We start from the raw sequence: 20,898 nt of genomic DNA on the forward strand, positions 1-20,898 counted from the left end.
GGGACTACAACTTCAGTCAGTCGATTTTAGATTTTAGATTTTAGATTTTAGATTTACTCCACAGATGAATGTGGGAGCTTGAACTAGGGTCTAAAATTTTCATCTATCCACGACTGTTGTCGGCGGCTTGTATCCGTTTTTGGGTAGGGTCATCAACAGACACTCAGGGACTATAGCTTCAGTCCGATGACTTGAGTATAAGCTCCCCGCGCTTGAGTAACGCCAATTGTACGCTCAGCCGATTGAATCATAGGTCGCCGCAAACTCACAACAATAAACTGGGCTTGTTCAGACTGTCGTTTTATCATTCTAGCTAATCGCTCCACATTTGCCCCATCCAGAAACATATCCACTTCATCAAAAGCGTAGAACGTAGACGGGCGGTAGCGTTGCAGCGCAAAAATAAAACTCAGCGCCGTCAAGGACTTTTCGCCTCCCGACATAGAAGCCAGCCGCTGTACGGGTTTGCCCTTCGGGTGAGCGACCAAATTCAAGCCGCTGCTGAAGGGGTCTTCCTGGTCATCTAGCTGGAGATAGCCATCGCCTTCGGAAAGTTCCGCAAAGATAGTCTGGAAGTTCTCGTTAACCGCGTCGAAAGCTTCCTTAAAAGCGCGCCGCCTGAGTGTGGTAAAGTTTTCGATTCTCAACAGCAGTTCAGTGCGTTCTCCTTCCAATGTCGTCAATTTTTGACTCAATTCTTGAAGGCGTTCTTGAGTGCGGTTGTACTCTGACAAGGCTAGCATATTGACCGGTTCTAAAGCTTGAATTCGTTTGGCGATCGCCTTTACTTCCTGCTGCAATTCCGTCAAATTGGCTTTCTCGACATTTTCAGGAATCGACGGCACGGGGTCGGGCATTTCCGCCCGCTGCGCTTCCAATAGAGTGCGGATGGCGGCTAATTGTTCCCGGCGTTCTTGCTGGGTTTCGTGGAGTTTTTGCAACTGCCACTGTAACTGCTGTTTGGCTAAATGCTGTTCTCGCAGTTGAGATTCCGCCCGATCGCGATCGCCCTTCTGCACGCCCAATTTTTCCTCAATTTGGGCCAAAGCCGCCTTAGCTTCGGCAATTTGTCCGTCGAGTTCTAACTGCTGCGAAACAATGCGATCGATCGCATCCGCCCCCGCATTTTGCTGCACTTGCCAATCCTGCAATTTCTCGCTGCCTTCCTTAATTTTGTCTTCCAAACGCCCGAATTGATTTTCCAAGTCTACAAGGCGCTGCTGGACGTTTCTCAGAGCCAATTCTCGCTCTTGCAGTTGCGCTTCCAGAGCGCGCAAACCCGATTGCATTTGCTGCCATTCGCTGTGACTGTTCGACTCTTCCAACTGCGCCAAAGTTTGCCGGTACTGCTGCAATTGACTTTCCTGTGCGGGCAATTCTCTCTCCAGCAACTGCAATCTCGATCGCGAATTAGTTAATTCCTGTGTATTTTTCGCAATTTGCGATCGCACTTGTTCCTGTTGCGCTTGCAAATTCTTAATTTCAGAATCCAACTGTTCCAAGCGCAACTGATTCTCGCGCAAATTTTGTTTTGCTTCCATCAATTCTTGGCTGCGAGTTTTGACAGCAACAGAAGCGCGATCGATCGCAATTTTGCACCGTTCCAAAATCCGCTCAATTTCCTCCAACCTTTCTTGCAGAGATGCGATCGTCCTCGCTTCAACAGCCTCGCCAGCATCAACCGTGCCAAAATGCAAAGTAGATCTGTTAGTAGAACTTCCCCCAGTCATCGCCCCGCTAGTTTCCAAAATTTCCCCGTCCAAAGTGACAATCCGGTACTGTCCCAAATAGCGGCGGGCATCACCGAGGTTGCTAAACACAACCGTACTGCCAAAAACGTAAGCAAAAATTTCCTGATACCGCGAATCGCAATCAATCAAATTAACAGCCGCATCCACAAATCCAGCCGCGCGCCGCAAATTTTCATTCACCGAATACCTGCCGCCCCTAATCTTATTCAAAGGCAAAAACGTCATCCTTCCCGCCCGTTTTTGTTTCAACAATTCGATCGCAGCAGCAGCCACGCTGTCATCTTCCACCACCATATTGCCCATGCGGCCGCCCGCCGCAATTTCCAGCGCCAACTGATAGCGCGGTTCTACCCTGCCCAGTTGAGCCACCAAGCCGCAAACTCCGCCAATTCCGCTTTGCGCGACAATTTTTGCAGTAAACGTTCCCGTCGCTTCTTGCAGTGCTTGAAACTGCACTTCTAGTTTGTCTAATTTGCGCTGTCTTTCCCGCTGTTCTTCCAACAAACGAGTTTGAGTTTCCTGTTGCAGTTGCAATTCTTGTTCGGCTTCGACTAAAATCTGATTCAGCGATTCTACTTGCAAAGATGCAACGCCTTTGGTTTCCACAAGGCGAGATTGCTGAGTTTTTTTCGCTGCAATTTCCTGTTCCAATACTTGCAGCGATTGGTTTTGTTCTTGAATTTGGCTTTGCAGGCGATCGGCTCTTTCGCCAATGGTAGCTTGTTCTGTACGCTGCGGTTCCAAAGTTTGCTGAACTGTTTCGATTTGGCGGTGCAGTTCCGTTTGCTGCTGTACCCAAACTTCGGCCGTCGAGGCGATCGCATTTGCAACTTCCCGATTTTCATCTAAACTTTGCTGGGCTGCGTCCCGCTGTTCCTGCAAACTTCCTATTTGAGACTTAACATAAGATATTTCAATCTCAATTTGCTCCAAACTTTGCTTAAATTGCCGAACTTCTGACTCGGTTTGTGCTATATTAGCAGCCATTTGGCCAGCAGTTATTTCTAAATCCTGTTTGCGGTTTTGCAGTTGCCGCCGTTCCGCTTCCTGAGTCGCAATTGTCGCTTGCAAAGCCAACAATTCCGACTCTCCCAAAGCTTTAACGCGGGCATTCAGCGCGTCAAGTTCGGCGGTTGCTGCTTGAATTTGGGTGCTAATTGTTTGCACTTGTTCCGTGAGAGATGCAGAAGTGCGATCGCCCGTTTCGATTTGTTCGCGCAGTTTCCATTCTTGTTGCTGCAATTGCCGGAATTTCAGCACAATTTCCCACTGCGACTTTTCTTGAAATTCCGCCCGCAATTTTTGATATTTTTCCGCTTTTGTGCGATCGTTCGCGAGTCTATCGCGCTGAGAAATCAGCTCTTTTTCCACAATGCGGCTGCGTTCTTCCACATCCTTAACTTCATCCAACTTCTGCCTTGCTAAGGAGATTTTGCGATCGAACTGAGCCACCCCAGCTAATTCGTCAATGATTTCTCTGCGTTCCTTAGAATTCATCGAAATAATACTCGTAACGTCTCCTTGCAGCACGACGTTATAGCCTTCGGGATAAATTCGCAAGCGGTTGAGTTGTTCGTGAAGTTGAGTCAGCGTGCAAGGTTGGCCGTTAATATAATAAGTTGAAGTGTAAGTACCTTGGCGAGTAACTCGAAGTTTGCGCGTCACACTCCACTCATCCGATTTTAGATTTTGGATTTTGGATTTTTTATTAGTAGCGGCGAGTAGTTGTCCGTTGTTGTCTTGAGTTGCTGCGATTTCAATGTCTTCTACGTCTTCAACAGATAACTCATCCGATTTTAGATTTTGGATTTTAGATTTTAGATTGGATGATTGTCCGTTGTTGTCTTCAGTTTCTGTAATTTCGATTGCTTCTATATCTTCTGCTTCCACAGATAACTCAGCCGATTGTGGATTAGCAGCAGATAGTTGTTCGTTACTCTCTTGAGTTTCTGAGATTTCATCCTCATCTTCATCCTGGGCGAACCATTCCTCCCCCACATCTTCCAGCGCAAAAGTCGCAGTAACGCTAGCTTCGATCGTACCGCGTTTGTTTTGGGCGCTGTTCACCAAATCCGGCAAACGTTCGGCCCGCATTCCCTTGGAACTCGAAAGTCCGAGACAAAACAGCAAAGCGTCGAGGATGTTGGACTTTCCAGAACCGTTGGGCCCGGAAACCACAGTAAAACCGGGCAGCACGGGAATGGACGTTGTGCCGCCAAAAGATTTAAAGTTAGTCAGTTCGATCCGTTTAATGTGAACCATGTGCTAGGAGTAGCTTTGGCTCTAGGTTGTTGTCACAGGGTAGCACAGGCAATGGGGCGATCGACAATGTGTTAACTTTCTGGCATTGTCGATCGAACCGATATCTTACACCTTTGTCAACAACCGAGTCGGCTTTTACTTAGGAATGAGAATTAAATAACTTAGGAATGAGAATTAAATAACTTGTATTTTTTGTAGGAAGTTATTTAATCCACGATCCTTACAATGCGTGATGGTTCTTGTGGGATGGGCGTCCCGCCCGTCCAGAAAGGGCGGGCGGGACACCCCACTTTCAAGAGTGTAAATTATTTAATTCGCGCTCCTTAAAAAGTTCGTTGAAAAACGTACAACATCTGCATTCCGAGCGAGCGCTACAAATTAACGTAAATTTTGATACAGATAACTCGCTGAAACTCGATCGGCAATATTTGCGCGATTAAACCTGAAAGCCTTGCCCAGAGAAAGTTCCAGTAAATACAATGCCTAAAATCCCTAATGTTACCCCTAGACATATAAAAACTTTCCGGTAAAATCGAACCAAAATTAATAATGTATAAAGTAACGAAGCGCATTATGGAGGGCAAACCCATTACACCAGCTCAGAACTCATCTAACCTGCCAGCTTCACCTGAAAGCGACGAACAACAAGTATTGCAAATTTGGGGTCGCGAACCCCTTAAAGGACACGTCAAAATCAGCGGTGCCAAAAACTCGGCTTTAGTCGTCATGGCAGGAGCCCTGCTATGCCCAGAGGATTGCCGTCTCCGCAACGTTCCCGGTCTAGTCGATGTCGCCCGCATGGGGCAAATTCTCTCGGCTGTAGGAGTCAACTTACAGCAGAACGGGGACGTTTTAGACATCAACGCCAGCAACCTGATAGACGCTCAAGCCCCCTACGAATTAGTCAGCCAACTGCGGGCGAGCTTCTTCATCATCGGCCCGCTGCTAGCGCGTTTGGGATTTGCCAAAGTCCCCTTACCCGGTGGGTGCGCCATCGGCGCGCGACCCGTTGAACTCCACGTTCGCGGTCTCCAAGCCCTCGGTGCCGAAGTCCACATCGACCACGGCACCGTTCACGCTTACGTCAAAGGGCCGAACCGCCGCCTGAAAGGAGCCAAAATTTATTTGGACTACCCCAGCGTCGGCGCAACTGAAACTTTGATGATGGCGGCGACTCTGGCGGAAGGAGAAACCGTGATTGAAAATGCGGCTCAAGAGCCGGAAGTCGCAGATTTGGCGAATTTCTGCTGCGCTATGGGAGCAAAAATTCAAGGCGCCGGCACGAATACGATCGTCATTTCGGGAGTTCCCAAGCTGCACGCGGTAGACTATTCAATTATTCCCGATCGCATTGAAGCCGGAACATTTTTAGTAGCAGGAGCCATCACTCACTCCGAAATCAGTTTGTCGCCGGTAATTCCCGACCACCTCACCGCAGTCATTGCCAAACTAAAGACAATTGGGGCGAAAATTATTGCAGAATCCCCCGACATTTTGCGGATAGTTCCGGGCAAAACTCACTCGGCCACAGACATCGAAACTCTGCCTTATCCCGGTTTCCCCACAGATATGCAAGCTCAGTTTATGGCTTTGCTGACGCTGAGCGAAGGCGACAGCTTGATCAAAGAAACCGTGTTTGAGAATCGCTTGCGCCACGTAGCAGAGCTCAACCGCATGGGCGCCGACATTCGCCTCAAAGGCAATGTAGCGATTGTGCGGGGAGTGTCGCGGCTGTCGGGTGCGCCTGTCGTGGCAACAGATTTGCGGGCTTCGGCGGCGTTAGTGTTAGCGGGACTGGCAGCCGATGGTGTCACAACCATCAGCAGCTTGCAGCACTTAGACCGCGGCTACGAGCAGTTAGAGGTGAAACTGCAAAAATTGGGAGCTAAGTTGCGGCGCGTCAAAGAGGGTACAGACCCGGCGACTGCTGAGGCTCCTGTCAATCCCGTGCGATCGGGTTTAAACTGTTAATTAGTCATTAGTCAGCAGTCATTAGTCATTAGGAAGAAGGAAGAAGGAAGAAGGAAGAAGGAAGAAGGAAGAAGAAAGAAAAATAATTCAACCTTTTTCAATTGCCAATTCATAATTCCCATTTCCCAATGACCAATGACTAACGACCAGTGACTATTGACTAATGACTCAGGATTAAAATGTCGAACATACCGCTCATCGGTTTAAAAGCAGACCAGTTTCGCCACCCGCTAGACTTGGAAGCCACCAGCACTCTCAAACAACTGCCGGGCCTGGATTTGATCGTGCGACAGTTGCTGGGACAACTGGGCGAACAGTTTTTCATGCTGGAAAATCTGGCTTCCAGCGTCCAAGTCGGCGAAAATCAACTGCCGCATCTGCATCAATTGCTGTTGGATGCCTGCAAAACTCTTGATTTGGAACCGCCGCAGCTTTATGTCCGCCAGCATCCGATGCCAAATGCTTACACCTTTGCGATGCGGGGAAGACAGCCTTTTGTGGTGATGCACACTTCTCTAATTGATTTGCTCACAGACGAGGAAGTTAAGGCAGTAATCGCTCACGAGTTGGGGCATTTGAAGTGCGAGCACGGAGTTTACCTGACTCTGGCTAATTTAATTGTGTTGGCCGCGGGTCAATTTTCGCCTGTAGGAACCGTGCTGGCGCAGGGTTTGCAGGCGCAAATGTTGGAATGGTTGCGGTGTGCCGAATTTACGTGCGATCGCGCCGCCTTGCTCGCCACTCAAGACCCAAGAGTGGTAGCATCTTTGTTGATGAAACTGGCCGGAGGTTCGCCGACTTTAGCTCCGAAACTGAATGTAGATGCGTTTTTGGCGCAGGCGCGGGCCTACGACGACCTCAGCAGCACTCAACTCGGAGAAATGCTCAAACAAGCTCAGACGGCTCAGTTGTCCCATCCTGTACCAGTATTGCGCGCCAGAGAGATCGATCGCTGGGCAAGTTCAAAAGATTATGAATCTTTGCTTGCAGGAAATCGAGCGGTGTGTTATGATGGTGAAACGAAAAAGGGCGGGTGGCGAAATTGGTAGACGCATCAGACTCAAAATCTGACACCGAAAGGTATGAGAGTTCGATTCTCTCCCCGCCCACTGCTAGAAAAGCTTAATAAATTTAGGGTTCCAGATGATAAGTCTGGAACCCTAATTTATATTGGGCATGGGGCATGGGGCATCGGGCATCGGGAATTGGGGATCGGGAATTGGGGATCGGGAATTGGGCATCGGGCTTGCAGTCAACAGTCAACAGTCAACAAATTTTATGGGTGAAATAGCGGCTTTAGGCGCTGCATTTGTCTGGACTCTATCTTCCACAATCTGGCAGCGAGTGGGACAGCAAATTCCAGCAGTGGTGCTAAACTTACTCAAAGGTGCGATCGCCCTTTTCATGCTCCTTGCCACTATACTAATTTTAGGCAAATCTTTACCAGCAGTCAACCCCAATATTTTAGCAATGCTGCTCATCAGCGGCGCCCTAGGAATTGGCATCGGAGACACCGCTTTCTTTATCGTATTAAAATATTTAGGCGCGAGGCGAGCGCTGCTTTTAGAAACCCTATCTCCCCCTTTAACAGCTTTATTTGGCTTAATATTTTTGCAAGAAAAGTTATCGCCCATTGCTTGTACTGGCATTTTTTTAACAATCTGCGGCGTAGCTTGGGTAATTGCAGAACGAACAGCCGAAACCACCTTACCATCAAAACATCTTTGGCAAGGATTAGCCATTAGTTTATTAGGACAAACATCCCACGCCGCTGGGGCAGTTTTATCCCGCGCCACCTTCACTCAAATAGATATCGATCCCCTGTGGACAGCAGCCTTGCGTTTGAGCGGCGGCTTAGCAGTCATGCTGTGCTTTTTGAACCCAACAAACCTTGACACTTTTAAGCAATTAAAAGCGCCAAAAATATTAGGTGCAATAATTCTAGCCGCTTTTTTAGGAACCTATCTCGGGATTTTCCTGCAACAGACTTCGCTGAAATATGCACCCGCAGGAATCGCTCAAGCACTTAGTTCTACCAGTCCCCTATTTATCCTGCCCTTAGCCGTGCTGGCGGGCGAAAAAGTGAGCCTTCGGGCTGTTTTGGGGGTAGTTTGTGCGATCGGCGGAATTGCCCTATTATTGGGATCGAACTAATTAGATGTAAGACTTGAGATTTAAGCTTTTAGATTTGATACTTCCAAAAAGAATGAAACTGTAGGTTTGCTCCCAACCATGATAGTCATCAGTGATTCCCCAATCTAAAATCTAAAATCTAAAATCTAAAATCTAAAATGGTATGACTGATTATAAAGGCGTTCGACAAACTAGCAATTTAGCACTTATTCACCAACAAATCAATTGGCTTCACCAACAGCCTGATGGCATCATATTTCAACAAAATTCCGGTGACAATTGCATCGCCGTCAAAAAAATGCAATCATTCTTACTACTGCTTTTAGCAGACAGAGAAACCTTAAGCACAAATGTAGCTCAATCAATCCTAGACCTCAACAATCCACTAAATTTAATATTTCCATATGCCAGAGCAATGCTGCTAGCATTAGTCTGGAAACATCAACCCAAAAATATCTATATCATCGGCTTTGGCGGCGGCAGCATCCCCAGATTTTTTCACCACTATTTCGCTGACGCGATGGTCGAATGTACAGATATTGACCCCACAGTAGTCGAAGTTGCTCGCAAATTTTTTGGCATTCAATTTGACGACAGACTAAAAGTCGCGATTCAAGACGGGCGCGAATATCTTGACCAACAAAATCCAACAGTAAAAAAAGATATAATTATTGTGGATGCTGGTTTTGGCAGCGGCTATATGCCCTATAGATTGGTGACACAAGAATTTTACCAACTGTGCAAAACTCATTTGTCAATGGCAGGTGCTTTAGTTGTCAACCTGTTCCACAAACAAGAGTTTAACGCAGCGGCGGTGAAAACCATTCAAACTGTGTTCGCACAAATTTATATATGCAATTTAGAAACCAGCAACTGCATTGTGATTGCGACTAATACTCCCTATTTAGCTAAAAATGAAATATTTTTGAAAGCCGAACTTATTCAAGATTTCCACAATTTAGGATTTTCCTTAATAGAAATGTCGCTTCAGTTCAAAAAATTAGCTGAATTGCCGGAATGGGTAAAAAATTGGGAAACGCTGCCAATTTTTACAGATGCTGAAATACCCGCAGGATATTTGGACTGATAAATATATGACTTACGCACTCGCCCACGAAGACACCGGGTTTTTTAACTCTTATTGAGGGTTTTAAGCCAATACGCTTGGGTTAAGGAAAATTGTAGCGAAAATGTTGGGCGGAGTGAAACGGAGGGTTCGTTCACTCGTGCCCAACCTACACACGATCAGTTTTGTTAGCACTAACTGAACTTTATTGGGTTTTAATACCAATTCTCGCCTCGTCTTGCAACAATCATGAGTGTTAGGTTTGTTTACGCTCACGCTTCAGGTAAGGTGCGTCGCTTTGAGATTGTCGCTCTTTTTTAGGATTTAAGGGTGGCGACGCACCCTACAGTTAACTGGTCGAAAAGTAGCTAATGGATTTAAAGAAACAATGAAAATTATTTTTGATGAATATCTACCAAAATGGAATTATCGTGCAGTGCCGACTATTTAACCAACGCTAAAGTTATTAAATTTTCATTCCTAAGACCAAATCTAAATCAGTCAAGAGTTGATACTAGGAAACATCTGTCTAAAAAATACTTGACAGTGAACTTCGGGCGGGGTAATATAGAAGTAGTGCAAAAAATAAAAAATATGAGACTAAAAAGTTGGGAGTCTCCCCGCAGCGAGGGCAGAAACTCCAAAGGCAAAGGCGGCTCAGCCAGAGCTCGACAGCTCAAAAAGCAACAGCAAACTCTGCGAAAACAGTTAAAAGCTCAACACGATCGACCAAACCACCAACAAAACCATCAAGGGAAGGAAACCGATAATTCCTTCCCTTATTTTTTATCTTTCTGCTGTGGCTCAATCCCGCTGAATGTTCGGACAAATCGTGCGAGTAATGCTCGCCTGCGAGGGTTGCTCTTGCCAGCGGTTGAGAATGGATTGCAACTCCCCCTTCAAAGTTTCTAACGCTGCAATTTGCTCGGAAATTTCCTCTACCTTCGCCGTTAGATGCTGCTTCGCTTCAGAGCAGGGCAACTCTCCCCGATCGCGAACTTGTAAAATCTCCTTAATCTCCTGAAGGCTCAAACCCAGAGTCTGAGATCGTTTAATAAACGCTAACCTGTTGAATACCGTTTCGCCAAACAAGCGATAACCAGCGGGCGATCGCTCCACCGCAGGAGACAGCAAGCCCATCTCCTCATAGTAGCGAACAGTTTTCACCGACAAACCGCTACAGGCAGCTACGGAGCCAATTTTGTAAAGTTTCTCGGCAACAGAAATATTCATAAACCAAGCATCAAAGATCTAGGATTGAAAGACTTTTCTTGCCATATCTTTTACTTTCTCAGATGCAGGGAGTCGATCGCAAACCAAGCCCAGTCGCCATTGCCCGTTAATCTTAATAAGGAGGATTTTTTTTAGACACGTTGTTAAGCACGGGCAACTGGGGTCGAGAAGACTGAGGAGGAAGATAGTATTCGGCAGCCGGTGCGGGTTTTTCGGCTCCAGAGCGGTAAATTTGCCACCAGCGGAGAGCCATCGCCACCCCAGCAGTACCCAGCCCAAAAGCCAATAAAGAGCCGCTCGCACCGATGCTGCCGATCGCTGCATCGACAACGCCCACTGTCACAACAAAGCTGGTAATTGGCTCTCTACGGTAAGCTGACCTCAAAAGTCGCGTCCACGAAGCATTCATTAGGTTTTACTCTGTTCTATATTTACTTACAAGCTCTAAAACTTAGAGTTGGCGGAACGATCGGGATTTCTAGCAAGGGAGACTAGCTTCACCTAAATTTATATTCTCGCCTGTGGGGAATTGTACGAGAGCGAGGCCAAATTGCCAAGCTTGTCAAATCAAAATTTCACCGAAAAACGAGCGAGAAGCCCCTGACTTTAGGCATGGGGAGGACAGCGGCAGCGACTTTAGTCGCTAAAATCCCCTTTCGGGGTTGGAGAGGTATGGTTGCCTCTCCAGTGAGGTATGGTTGCCTCAATTTCCCTTTCGGGTAATGTTCGCTTGTCGGTCAATGTTTTAAGAGCTTGTTAAGCTAGTCGCACGTCCTTAACCCTTGTACAGATGTTTAACGACTAGCGATAGAGCGAGGAACTAGCGTCGCATTCCCCGGTATCGTGACTCAAAAAACGTAGTCAGTAAAGACTTAGGCTGGTAAGGTAAGCTCAGGATTCAATCCCGCTCAAAGAGCCGGACAGTCTTAAAAGCCTCCGCCTTTAGGCGTGGGGTTCCTTACCCGAGATACATCCAAAAGCCAGCTCTTGCATTCTGTGAACCGATCTCTCTCGACAGAGAAGTCGCTAGGCTTGTTTCTAATTAATATTCTAATCAATTCCCGAATTTGTCGCGGTCAGCAGAGGTGACACCCGCTGCGGGAAAAGTCAAGACAAAGTGTGAGGCTGACCGCGCCAAACAGCTAAAATTAGTTGAGACCTAACCAGGACAGCAACCCCTGCCCTGTGACATACTCGATAATTAAAGTTAGGGAAAAACCGATCATCGCGGCTCGACCGTTAAGGCGTTCCGCGTAGCTGTTGAAGCCAAACTTTGGCTGTTCCAGTTTGGGAGTGACGGTGGGTTGTAGTTGTGTCATTGCTTTGGGTACCTGGCGATCGACGCTATTCAAATGTGAAATCGAATGTTAGTTACAATTCTTAAACATTGCTGCTTCTATTATAAAGAGGGTTAACCGCCGTCAACCGTCCCCGAAGAGAAAAAACTGCTGCCCGCTAAAGCCACTTAATTATATCCGCTCAAAATATGACTAATCAGTTAGATAACGATAAGCTTCCTGTCGCCGCACAGCGAGTTGCCTTTGCCCTTCGTACAGCAGGCTGGGTTTGCTTCTGGGTGCAGTTAGTGCTAGCGGTGGTGGCGGCGATCATTTTGCTCTTTGCCATCCCCTTCGCTATCCCCAGCGCTACCGCCCCTGCGGGATCGACCAGTGCCGGCACCGGCGGCGGCGTATTTTTTGCCATTTGCGGGCTAGCAGTGCTCAGTTACAGCGTATATCGCGCTTTCGGCTTCACCCGCTTGTCGAGAAAACTGCGATCGCCCGCCAACGCTGTGCGCCCCAAAAAAGCAGACACTATTAAAGACGTGCAGTTGACACTTTGGAGCAACTTATCGGGAATGGTGCTGACGCTGATCGGCGCAGAAGCTATCAGCGGCACTCTGTTAGCCAAATCTCTAGCTCAGCCGCAAGCTTTGTTCGGTGCCGCAGTCGATTTGGGTCGATTTATTCAGCCGCTAGACATATTTGTGGTACTCGCCAATACTCACGCCACTGTTGCCCACTTTGTCGGGATTATGGGGGCTCTTTGGTTGCTCGATCGCATCCACAAACAATAAAAAATCGGTAAAAAGGTAATTGGGAATTGGGAATCGGTAATCGGGAATTTCTACTCTCCCCTCTCCCCCTCTCCCACTCTCCCACTCCCCCCCTCTCCCCCTCTCCCACTCTCCCACTCTCCCACTCCCCCCCTCTCCCACTCTCCCCCTCTCCCCCTCTCCCCCTCCCCCACTCTCCCCCTCTCCCCCTCTCCCCCTCTCCCCCTCCCTTACTCCCCCAACCGACATCCGGAATCACTGCCAACCTGTCGAAGAACCTACTCAGATACCTTCTAGCAAGACAACATAAATATCATGGCACTGAAACCCGAGGCTTATTTTGGGGTGACAGATCACGCAACTATTGAAATTTCACAAGAAAGTTTTCGTTCTGTCCTCGGTCAAATAGAATCTGAACTCCTCTGTAGCGACACCTACAGCCACGCTCTAGCTAGCCTGCAAACAATGTTGGGCGAAGCCGCCTCCGCTGCCGAAATTTTAATTAGAGCAGTTAGCAGAGAAGCCGTCAAGCTCGCATTCGATCGATTGGGCAAACAAAACAAAATTGAAGCGCAAGTAGCCGAAGAGAGTTTGGCTACTGTAAGTCCCGCCATTGGGACGGTGACAGAATTTAGAGAATTAGAGCCGCCAGTACCTGCTCCTGTTTTCTATTGGCGCAGCGCTTCTTTGGCAGATCCCCCCAAAACCGAGTCCGACACTGAAAATGTCGATCGAGACACTTACATTTCAGAAGAAAACAAACAAGCGCCAAAAGACGAAATTCAAGTCGAGTCGGCTGCACCTGCAACTGTCATCGTCCCCAGAAAATCCTTCCCAGGATTCGGTTTTCTCCAGAATCATAAAAAACTCACCAAGGAAGAAACAGCAGCTTTAGCCGTTCAACAGCGGAAAGAGTGCCTGTGCGAGTTGGGTAGAGAATTGCGCAAGGGACGGCAAATTCGCGGACTATCCCTCCAGCAACTCCACAGTCAAACTCTCGTGCCGCTGCACCACATCGAAGCGATCGAAAATGGGGAAATCGAGAAATTGCCGCAAGATATTTACGTTAGAGGTTTTATTCGCCGGATCGGCGATGCTGTGGGACTCAACGGCAATGCTATGGCGGATGCTTTGCCCAAGCCAGATCCCAGCCAAACTCTGAATTCGTATTTATCTGTTCCCGACTCCGATTCTGCCGAAGGCTTTCAAATGAGTACGGTGCATTTGTACCTCGGCTACACCGCTGTGATGGCTGGGGCTGTAGGGGGTTTGGGTTGGCTGTCCCAGCAACCCGTGGTGCCTGGGGCAAAAGCAGTACCTCCAATGCAGGTGACACCGCCAGCCTCAGTTGCACCGGCTCAGAAGACCCCACAAAAAGCACCTCAACCGGGTTTGAAGAAGTCTAACACTCATGGGGGAATGATTGTGGGGGCTGACATGGCGCCGCCGGAGGTGATTTTTGGTTAGTCTTTTTTGACAACCTAAAAAAAACAGAACACCAGAGCCCCGACTTCTTTAAGAAGTCGGGGCTCTAACGCGCGAGATCGTTTTACGTTTAATATCGATCGTCCCACAGCATCAAAAGTGCATTTTCCAGTACATCAGGAAACCCGATATGTGCGCTGACACTCCCCAGCTATCAAGGCGTGGGGATTCTTGGTTCGCCGATCCACCTTTAAATTACCTATCCTTTCGGCACTACTTAAACCAAAAACCCGTTCGATAGAACCAAGTTCCGAGCCTAACTCAGACAACTCCAGAGGGCCGATCTCCCCAAGCGTTAAAGAATTACTTCTCTTGTTCCCGTATGCCCTACGGTACAATGGATTGACAGGTTTTATTTTTCTGGTTTTGGGTTGCGTTAACTACCCTAGCTATGTTTAATGTGGTTTTCGCTACCCACATTAAACATCTAGCATAGTTTTTTAGTTGGTCTAAGCTGTTGTGCATTTAAATTGTATATTTCGAGTCCCGATCGAAAATCGTCAAATCCTCTCCCCCTCTCCCCTTCTCCCCCTCTCTAATACCATAGGCAATCTAGATGCAACACAGCTTAGTCTTTTCACTTCGCGTCACGTCGCGGTTTATTATACTAAATTTTAAAAATATTAAATATTTTTATCAATCCTGGGTACTACAATCTTGATGAATTAAAGCCGTCCTAAAAAGACGGGGTTTTAAACCCAAATTTTTGATAAACTATCTATTCGACCAGTCACTTCGAGGTTTCTGACAAGATGAGTTACCCTGCCACCGCTGCTCCCTTGGAGATCGATCCGCTATCTACTCAGCCGCAAACAGTCACGAGTTTGGCGGCACCAGACACTGCTTTGGTAACGGCTGCTCAACTGCCACAAAAATCTTGGACGATCGAAGATAGCGAGAAACTGTACCGCATTCAAGGTTGGGGCGAACCGTATTTTTCGATCAACGCCGCCGGTCACGTTACAGTGTCTCCCAAGGGCGATCGCGGCGGTTCCCTCGACTTGTGCGAACTGGTAGAATCCCTAAAACAGCGAAATTTGGGTTTGCCTCTGCTGATTCGATTTGCTGATATTTTGGAAGACCGGATCGATCGCTTAAATTCGTGTTTTGCCAGAGCGATCGCCCGCTACAATTACAAAAATGTCTATCGCGGTGTCTTTCCAGTCAAATGCAACCAGCACCGACAATTAATTCAAGATTTGGTGCGTTTCGGTCAACCCCATCACTTCGGACTCGAAGCCGGCTCGAAACCAGAATTAATGATAGCTTTGGCTACCTTAAAAACCCCGGGCGCTTTGTTAATTTGCAACGGTTACAAAGACCGGGAATACATAGAAACCGCAATTTTGGCGCAGCGGCTAGGGCAAACTTCCGTAATTGTGCTGGAGCAAATTGAGGAAGTAGAACTCGCCATCGCCGCAAGCAAAGCATTAGGAATTAAACCGATTTTGGGAGTGCGGGCAAAACTCACTACCAAAGGCGTTGGCCGCTGGGGAGGTTCCACGGGCGATCGGGCAAAATTTGGCTTGACAATTCCTGAAATTATCCGCGCCGTCGGCGAACTAGAAAAAGCTGGAATGCTCGATTGTTTGCAGTTACTGCACTTCCACATCGGCTCTCAAATTTCCTCAATTAGCGTCATCAAAGACGCCATCCGAGAAGCCAGCCACATTTATGTAGAATTAGCTAAATTGGGAGCTAATATGAACTACTTGGATGTAGGCGGCGGACTCGGCGTTGACTACGACGGGTCTAAAACAAACTTCCACGCTTCCAAAAACTACAATATGCAAAACTACGCTAACGACGTAGTAGCGGGGGTGAAAGATGCTTGCGACGAGCGCAAAATCCCGGTTCCAATTATCATTAGCGAAAGCGGGCGGGCGATCGCATCTCACCAATCAGTGTTAGTTTTTGACGTACTCGGTACTAGCGATGTCCCCAGAGAAGTACCAGAACCAGTAGAAGAAAACGCGCACCAAATTCCGCGCAATCTTTACGAAATTTACCAATCGATCACTCCCGAAAATTACCAAGAAGTTTATCACGATGCCATCCAATTCAAGGAAGAAGCAGTCAGTTTATTTAACTTAGGCTATTTGGGAATTGCGGAACGGGCGAAAACCGAACAGTTGTACTGGGCTTGCTGCGATAAAATACAGGCGATCGCGCGGCAGAAAGAATACGTATCCGACGATTTGGAAGACTTAGAAAAGGTGATGGCATCCATTTATTACATCAACTTATCTGTTTTTCAGTCAGTACCCGACAGTTGGGCAATCAACCAATTGTTCCCAATTATGCCAATTAACCGACTAGACGAAGAACCGACTCAGCGCGGTATTTTAGCGGATCTAACCTGCGACAGCGACGGCAAAATCGACCAATTTATCGATTTGCGAGATGTCAAGTCTGTTTTGGAGCTGCATACTCTCAAACCTGGAGAACCCTACTATTTGGCGCTATTTTTGGGAGGTGCTTATCAAGAAATTATGGGCAACCTTCACAACTTATTCGGCGATGCAAATGCAGTTCACATCCAGCTAACGCCTTCTGGCTATCATATCGAACACGTTGTGAAAGGGGACACTATGAAAGAAGTTCTCAGCTACGTACAGTACGATGCAGAAAGTTTGGTTGAAAGCATCCGCCGTCAGACAGAAGCAGCTTTGCAGCAAAATAAAATTTCTCTTTCCGAAGCCCAACTTTTGCTGCAAAATTACGAGCGGAGTCTGGGCCAATATACTTATCTTCAGTCGTGAAATGTAGGGTGCAACCTAAGCACGTTGCCAGAATTGAAAGCTGAGATAATAACCGTAAAAGTAGGGTGCGCAGCGCGCACCTTACCTTGAGCAATTACCAATTATTCAGGATGACTACCGAGAATTTCTGCGATCGCCCGCCGCTCTTCTCCGTGTTGAGTCGGTAAAACTTGGCGAGCGTCAGTAATCAGCCAATCGAGAGCCGCCGCTTGCAAATCGATCGCAGCCCCGGTTTTATCAACGCAGTAGCGCCCGAACACCAGTTTGTCAACCAACCGCACCTCCGGGCCCAAACGGGAATACTCAAAAATCACGCTGTTTTCCACAGTCGCCCCGCTGCAAAGCCAACAATTCGGGCCGATCATTGTCGGGCCGATAATTTTTGCTCCATCCTCAATGATCGTCATCCCGCCAATGTAAACAGGCCCAGTAATATCAACTTTATCCCAGTTCACAGCTACATTCAAACCAGCGTAAATGCCGGGGCGCACTTCAATTCCCGGAATCGAAACATTTTTAACTTGTCCGAGCAACACGCTCTGAATTGCTCGCCAATAGTCAGGAACTTTGCCGATATCCACCCACTCAAAGTCCATGCTAATCCCGTAAAAAGGCGCGCCTGCTGCTACTAGCGCGGGGAATAACTGCGAACCGATATCGTATTCCTTGCCCGAAGGGATGTAATTGAATATTTCCGGTTCAAAAATATAAATACCAGTGTTAATGTCGGTACTCAGAGCTTCCTCTACAGAAGGTTTTTCTTGGAAAGCTTTTATTTTGCCAGAATCGTCTGTTACCACCACTCCGTAACTGGGAACCTCCTCGCGGGAAACTGATTTCATTACAATAGTAGCGATCGCCCCTTTTTCCCGGTGCCACTTCACAGCAGCAGTCAAGTCCAAGTCAATCAAAGCGTCGCCGCACAGCACCACAAACGTATCGTCAAAAAACGGAGAAAAGTCCTGAATTCGTTTCATGCCACCAGCCGAACCAAGAGCCTCTCCAATCAGTTCTCCCTCCTTAATTCGCCCTTCAAAAGAATAGGCAATTTGTACCCCAAACTTTTGACCGTCGCGGAAGTAGTTTTCAATCACGTCTGCCAAATGGGAAACATTGACCATAATCTGGTCGAATCCGTGCTGGCGGAGTAATTCAACCAAAAACTCCATCACTGGCTTTTGCAGGATGGGAATCATCGGTTTGGGTATTGTCTGAGTAATGGGACGGACGCGAGTGCCTTTACCTGCCGCCAGAATCATCGCTTTCATTCTTAACTTCCTCAACCCTCTGTTAATTGATATCAACTCAACAATTAGATGCTAGCGGTTGCGATCGATCGGTTCGATCGCGGCAAAATCCTGACCTTTTTACAGGCGATATCGTACCAGGCTATCAATCATTTATCCCCAATTTACCTGCATTTAAGAAACCAGGAATCTCGAATCAGCAATAACTTCGCACTCCCGCTCTCCACATTCGAGACTCAGCAGCAGAATGCTGGCGAGCTTAAGTTCTGCCTGGAATCTTAACCGACGCAGCGGCACAGTTATTAGTTTCGCCCGAGAACCTAATACCCTGCAAGCTCAAAGCGCCCGGATTTTGAGGTCTTGATAAAACTCCTCTTGAAGCAACTCTACTTTAGACTGAGCCGACAGCAGCAACAGCGCCCAAAAAATACCCACACGGTCATGATTTGGCAAGGGAATTTCCCCAGTCGATAGCGGGAGTTCTGGGTCAACAGAGGAGTGCAAATCGTTATGATGCCAGAGTTCTAGCAATTTGTCCAAGTCCAGCCAACCCTCGTCAATTTCCTGGCCCCGCTGAGCCAGAAACCGTTCGAGTTCGCTAGCAGTTTCCACGAGATTTTCTTGGTGAGCTAGCTCAAAGATAGCCTGAGCCGCTTGCGATCGCATTTTTGAGGTAGGGCGGCGCCGGGGGGTAACAGTCTGCTCCATTGCTGCTTTCATTAGCTGCAACTGCTCGATCAGTTCTGGGAGAGTCACCGGGCGTTTTTGCGGTAGTTGAGCTACACCGCGACGGCGCAATTGCCGCTCTAAATGCTGCGGCAAGTGTCGCCCGCCTGAGTGCTCTGCGTCTTCGACTGTCGCCTCGTCCGACTCGGGATTCGCGGGGGGTTCGCAGAGGACGATACTTTCTGCTTTGAGCAAAACCAGCATGGAAGCGTACAAAAACGCTTGGCCGGAGTGGGACAAATCAGAGAAATCCTTACTCGCATCGCCATCGCAGGCGTTTGTAAGCTTGCTCAAACATCGATCGAACACTTCAATTACCTTAACGTCCCAAGGATCGATTTCTCCCCGTTCTGCTAAGTCTATTAAAATTGCGATCCCCTCAGAAATCGTTTCTAAACCATCTTGGTCTCTGGAAACGGCCATTCGATTTTAGATTTTAGATTTTAGATTTTAGATTTTAGATTTTAGATTTTAGATTGGTGTTCTCCGAAAACGAGAGATCCTATCAATTTAATTGGCCGTCATTTCAGCAGTTTTGACCTCGGCCGCTGCTGTGTCTAAACTTGTGGTTTCTGCACTTTCTAACAAAGGTTGTTTGGCTTCTACTTCTGCTTTATAGCGTTCGATATCTTGTTCTAATTCCTGAATCCGCTGCTGTTTTTCGCGAACTTGGCGGATTTCTTGGCGGGACGCGAGCGTTCGCTGCATTCTCGACCACAAGCTGAACAGCCACGCTAAAACGGCTCCCAATCCGGTCGCCATAATTAGTTCTACGCACAGCGGAGCTTTAACTTGGACGCCTTGGATAACTTGAATCGCGGTCGGCTGTGTATTTTCGATGCTGAAAAATACTAGAGCCAAGCAAATCAGAAAGATGAAGAAGAAATTTAGCGCTCGCATTTTCTCTGTTCCTAATTATCAATTCAAATTAAGCAAACTATTAGCCATTTGTCAACTTTTTTTAGCATATCCTCCCAGTTTTTTTGATAACATCAAATCTGGTCAATCAACCATAATATCCGGGAGAGGGGCGAGTTTATTGGGGTTCATAGTATTTATTGAATATATGAGTAAACCCGCCCCGAAGCGAACATATCCTGTTTAGGTTTGGCCGATGTTTTGCGGTTTATTGCCGATTCCGAGTGCTGGCAATATTTGATATTTCAAAGCAATGCCCGCAGCCACAAATAAGGCAATAATCAGCGCCCCAATTCCTACGGGACTCGGAATCCAGAATATTGCCTCCAAATAGTTAACTTCCCCGGGTTTGAGCTTCCAAACTAACTGTTTTCCCTGCTGATAGCTTTCGGGAACCAGCGCACCGGCGACAGTTTCAATACTTTCGGCACCCCAAGGCGTGTTCAAGCTAAAGTCTAGCTCCAAAAGTCCCCCCGGACTCAGCAGGAGACTGCCGTTAGAGGAAAGCAGAGAAAGAGAGCGCAAATCCAATTCCAAACTCAACTGATTTCGCAGCACCAATAACAAATTATTCTGCTTGACATTCAGGTGAGATTCAAACTTCGGCAAATCGGTTTCTAGGGGACTTGCAACCCGAGATTTTGCGGTTTGTGCGATCGGATTGTAAAATTGGTTGAACTTGTCTTGCAACTCGGCTCCATTATTGAAAGGAATCGTCACTAGAACTTCTGTATCGGAAAGCCGTTTAGTTTTTCCGTCCAGCAACCTCACCCGGCGTTCTACGCTTTTCAACCATTCTGCAACTGTTTCGCTGCTGAAGCTCGTCAACCTTTCCCCCAGCTTAATGTGCTGCACGATTTCGCCGCGAGTTTGACTCTCAAAGTTAACCCCGACATCGTACTGAACGCATCCAGTCACTAGAGTTAAAAGGCAAAAAACCAAAGGTAAAAGAAAGAAAAAATGTTTTTTCTTGTTCCCAATTCTATCCTTGACAATTTGGTGCTTCATTTTACCTTTATTGTATTTTTTAACTGTTAATTGGTTTCCAGGCAGAACCCATTGGTGACAACTTAAGCCTGAAACCTTTGTATCTCTGGTTCACAGCCGAGTCTAGATCCCCCTAAATCGCCCTTAATAAGGGGAGTAGGGGTTGACTTCGATCCATTTCCGGTTCCCCCCTTCTTAAGGGGGGTCAGGGGGGATCTGAGCCTAATCATCAAACAGCAGACCGGTATTACGTTTAATGTTAAGTTGTTACCAATAGGCAGAGCCTGGTAACGAGTAAAAC

16 protein-coding genes and 1 tRNA gene are annotated in these 20,898 nt (G+C 47.4%); 9 read left to right on the top strand and 8 right to left on the bottom strand.

Features of this window, described 5'->3' with window-relative positions:
* Positions 1-170: 170 nt before the first annotated feature.
* Entirely contained in the window at positions 171-4,013 is a 3,843-nt protein-coding gene (gene smc, locus QUB70_RS00300; protein WP_332977735.1) for a chromosome segregation protein SMC, read from the bottom strand.
* Positions 4,014-4,562: 549 nt separating this feature from the next.
* On the opposite strand from smc, the gene murA reads away from it, so the two are divergent.
* From murA to QUB70_RS00325, 5 genes are all read left to right on the top strand, one after another.
* Positions 4,563-5,984 carry a UDP-N-acetylglucosamine 1-carboxyvinyltransferase gene (gene murA / locus QUB70_RS00305; protein ID WP_332977736.1) on the top strand — a complete coding sequence of 474 codons (1,422 nt, stop codon included), beginning with the start codon at positions 4,563-4,565 and terminating at the stop codon, positions 5,982-5,984.
* Between the two features lie 179 nt (positions 5,985-6,163).
* Complete coding sequence (locus QUB70_RS00310; protein ID WP_332977737.1) at positions 6,164-7,033, top strand: M48 family metallopeptidase; 870 nt, start codon at positions 6,164-6,166, stop codon at positions 7,031-7,033.
* Positions 7,012-7,093: transfer RNA gene (locus QUB70_RS00315), tRNA-Leu, on the top strand. The genes QUB70_RS00310 and QUB70_RS00315 overlap by 22 nt, the downstream gene beginning before the upstream one ends.
* A gap of 169 nt (positions 7,094-7,262) precedes the next feature.
* Positions 7,263-8,138 (top strand): DMT family transporter, encoded by an 876-nt coding sequence (locus QUB70_RS00320; RefSeq protein WP_442927667.1) that lies wholly within the window; start codon positions 7,263-7,265, stop codon positions 8,136-8,138.
* A 142-nt stretch (positions 8,139-8,280) separates the two neighbouring features.
* Positions 8,281-9,204, top strand: coding sequence for a spermidine synthase (locus QUB70_RS00325; protein ID WP_332977739.1), 924 nt, complete (start codon positions 8,281-8,283; stop codon positions 9,202-9,204).
* Positions 9,205-9,987: 783 nt separating this feature from the next.
* On the opposite strand, the gene QUB70_RS00330 is transcribed toward QUB70_RS00325, so the two are convergent.
* From QUB70_RS00330 to QUB70_RS00340, 3 genes are all read right to left on the bottom strand, one after another.
* Entirely contained in the window at positions 9,988-10,416 is a 429-nt protein-coding gene (locus QUB70_RS00330; RefSeq protein WP_332977740.1) for a heavy metal-responsive transcriptional regulator, read from the bottom strand.
* 112 nt (positions 10,417-10,528) lie between these two features.
* Entirely contained in the window at positions 10,529-10,825 is a 297-nt protein-coding gene (locus tag QUB70_RS00335) for a hypothetical protein (RefSeq protein ID WP_332977741.1), read from the bottom strand.
* 739 nt (positions 10,826-11,564) lie between these two features.
* Positions 11,565-11,735 carry a hypothetical protein gene (locus QUB70_RS00340; protein WP_172186391.1) on the bottom strand — a complete coding sequence of 57 codons (171 nt, stop codon included), beginning with the start codon at positions 11,733-11,735 and terminating at the stop codon, positions 11,565-11,567.
* Positions 11,736-11,902: 167 nt separating this feature from the next.
* Here QUB70_RS00340 and QUB70_RS00345 point away from each other — a divergent pair, with 167 nt between their 5' ends.
* The 3 genes from QUB70_RS00345 (at position 11,903) to speA (ending at position 16,719) form a co-directional block, all read left to right on the top strand.
* Entirely contained in the window at positions 11,903-12,493 is a 591-nt protein-coding gene (locus QUB70_RS00345) for a DUF3611 family protein (protein WP_332977742.1), read from the top strand.
* Between the two features lie 294 nt (positions 12,494-12,787).
* On the top strand, positions 12,788-13,939 hold the full coding sequence (locus QUB70_RS00350; protein WP_332977743.1) for a helix-turn-helix domain-containing protein: 1,152 nt from the start codon (positions 12,788-12,790) through the stop codon (positions 13,937-13,939).
* Between the two features lie 770 nt (positions 13,940-14,709).
* A complete protein-coding gene (gene speA / locus QUB70_RS00355; protein ID WP_332977744.1) occupies positions 14,710-16,719 on the top strand; it encodes a biosynthetic arginine decarboxylase in 2,010 nt (669 codons plus the stop codon).
* A gap of 101 nt (positions 16,720-16,820) precedes the next feature.
* Here speA and QUB70_RS00360 read toward each other — a convergent pair whose 3' ends face one another.
* Positions 16,821-17,987: an NDP-sugar synthase gene (locus QUB70_RS00360; protein WP_332977745.1), complete on the bottom strand. Its 1,167-nt coding sequence runs from the start codon at positions 17,985-17,987 to the stop codon at positions 16,821-16,823.
* A gap of 26 nt (positions 17,988-18,013) precedes the next feature.
* On the opposite strand from QUB70_RS00360, the gene QUB70_RS00365 reads away from it, so the two are divergent.
* The gene (locus QUB70_RS00365) at positions 18,014-18,172 is read left to right on the top strand and encodes a hypothetical protein (protein WP_332977746.1); all 159 of its coding nucleotides are present in this window, start codon (positions 18,014-18,016) and stop codon (positions 18,170-18,172) included.
* A gap of 130 nt (positions 18,173-18,302) precedes the next feature.
* Here the strand turns inward: QUB70_RS00365 and QUB70_RS00370 are convergent, their stop codons facing one another.
* The 3 genes from QUB70_RS00370 to QUB70_RS00380 form a co-directional block, all read right to left on the bottom strand.
* Positions 18,303-19,115, bottom strand: a complete 813-nt coding sequence (locus QUB70_RS00370; protein ID WP_332977747.1) for a segregation/condensation protein A — start codon at positions 19,113-19,115, stop codon at positions 18,303-18,305.
* An 87-nt stretch (positions 19,116-19,202) separates the two neighbouring features.
* Positions 19,203-19,592, bottom strand: coding sequence for a LapA family protein (locus QUB70_RS00375; RefSeq protein WP_332977748.1), 390 nt, complete (start codon positions 19,590-19,592; stop codon positions 19,203-19,205).
* Between the two features lie 201 nt (positions 19,593-19,793).
* Positions 19,794-20,618, bottom strand: coding sequence for a DUF3153 domain-containing protein (locus QUB70_RS00380; RefSeq protein ID WP_442927660.1), 825 nt, complete (start codon positions 20,616-20,618; stop codon positions 19,794-19,796).
* Positions 20,619-20,898 lie beyond the last annotated feature (280 nt).

Source organism: Microcoleus sp. A003_D6, from assembly GCF_036702825.1.
GTDB lineage: Bacteria > Cyanobacteriota > Cyanobacteriia > Cyanobacteriales > Microcoleaceae > Microcoleus.

What these genes read in the sequence shown, in the direction of transcription:
- smc (WP_332977735.1), bottom strand. Translation starts at nt 4,013, where the DNA reads ATGGTTCACATTAAACGGATCGAACTGACTAACTTTAAATCTTTTGGC.
- murA (WP_332977736.1), top strand. Translation starts at nt 4,563, where the DNA reads ATGTATAAAGTAACGAAGCGCATTATGGAGGGCAAACCCATTACACCA.
- QUB70_RS00310 (WP_332977737.1), top strand. Translation starts at nt 6,164, where the DNA reads ATGTCGAACATACCGCTCATCGGTTTAAAAGCAGACCAGTTTCGCCAC.
- QUB70_RS00320 (WP_442927667.1), top strand. Translation starts at nt 7,263, where the DNA reads ATGGGTGAAATAGCGGCTTTAGGCGCTGCATTTGTCTGGACTCTATCT.
- QUB70_RS00325 (WP_332977739.1), top strand. Translation starts at nt 8,281, where the DNA reads ATGACTGATTATAAAGGCGTTCGACAAACTAGCAATTTAGCACTTATT.
- QUB70_RS00330 (WP_332977740.1), bottom strand. Translation starts at nt 10,416, where the DNA reads ATGAATATTTCTGTTGCCGAGAAACTTTACAAAATTGGCTCCGTAGCT.
- QUB70_RS00335 (WP_332977741.1), bottom strand. Translation starts at nt 10,825, where the DNA reads ATGAATGCTTCGTGGACGCGACTTTTGAGGTCAGCTTACCGTAGAGAG.
- QUB70_RS00340 (WP_172186391.1), bottom strand. Translation starts at nt 11,735, where the DNA reads ATGACACAACTACAACCCACCGTCACTCCCAAACTGGAACAGCCAAAG.
- QUB70_RS00345 (WP_332977742.1), top strand. Translation starts at nt 11,903, where the DNA reads ATGACTAATCAGTTAGATAACGATAAGCTTCCTGTCGCCGCACAGCGA.
- QUB70_RS00350 (WP_332977743.1), top strand. Translation starts at nt 12,788, where the DNA reads ATGGCACTGAAACCCGAGGCTTATTTTGGGGTGACAGATCACGCAACT.
- speA (WP_332977744.1), top strand. Translation starts at nt 14,710, where the DNA reads ATGAGTTACCCTGCCACCGCTGCTCCCTTGGAGATCGATCCGCTATCT.
- QUB70_RS00360 (WP_332977745.1), bottom strand. Translation starts at nt 17,987, where the DNA reads ATGAAAGCGATGATTCTGGCGGCAGGTAAAGGCACTCGCGTCCGTCCC.
- QUB70_RS00370 (WP_332977747.1), bottom strand. Translation starts at nt 19,115, where the DNA reads ATGGCCGTTTCCAGAGACCAAGATGGTTTAGAAACGATTTCTGAGGGG.
- QUB70_RS00375 (WP_332977748.1), bottom strand. Translation starts at nt 19,592, where the DNA reads ATGCGAGCGCTAAATTTCTTCTTCATCTTTCTGATTTGCTTGGCTCTA.
- QUB70_RS00380 (WP_442927660.1), bottom strand. Translation starts at nt 20,618, where the DNA reads ATGAAGCACCAAATTGTCAAGGATAGAATTGGGAACAAGAAAAAACAT.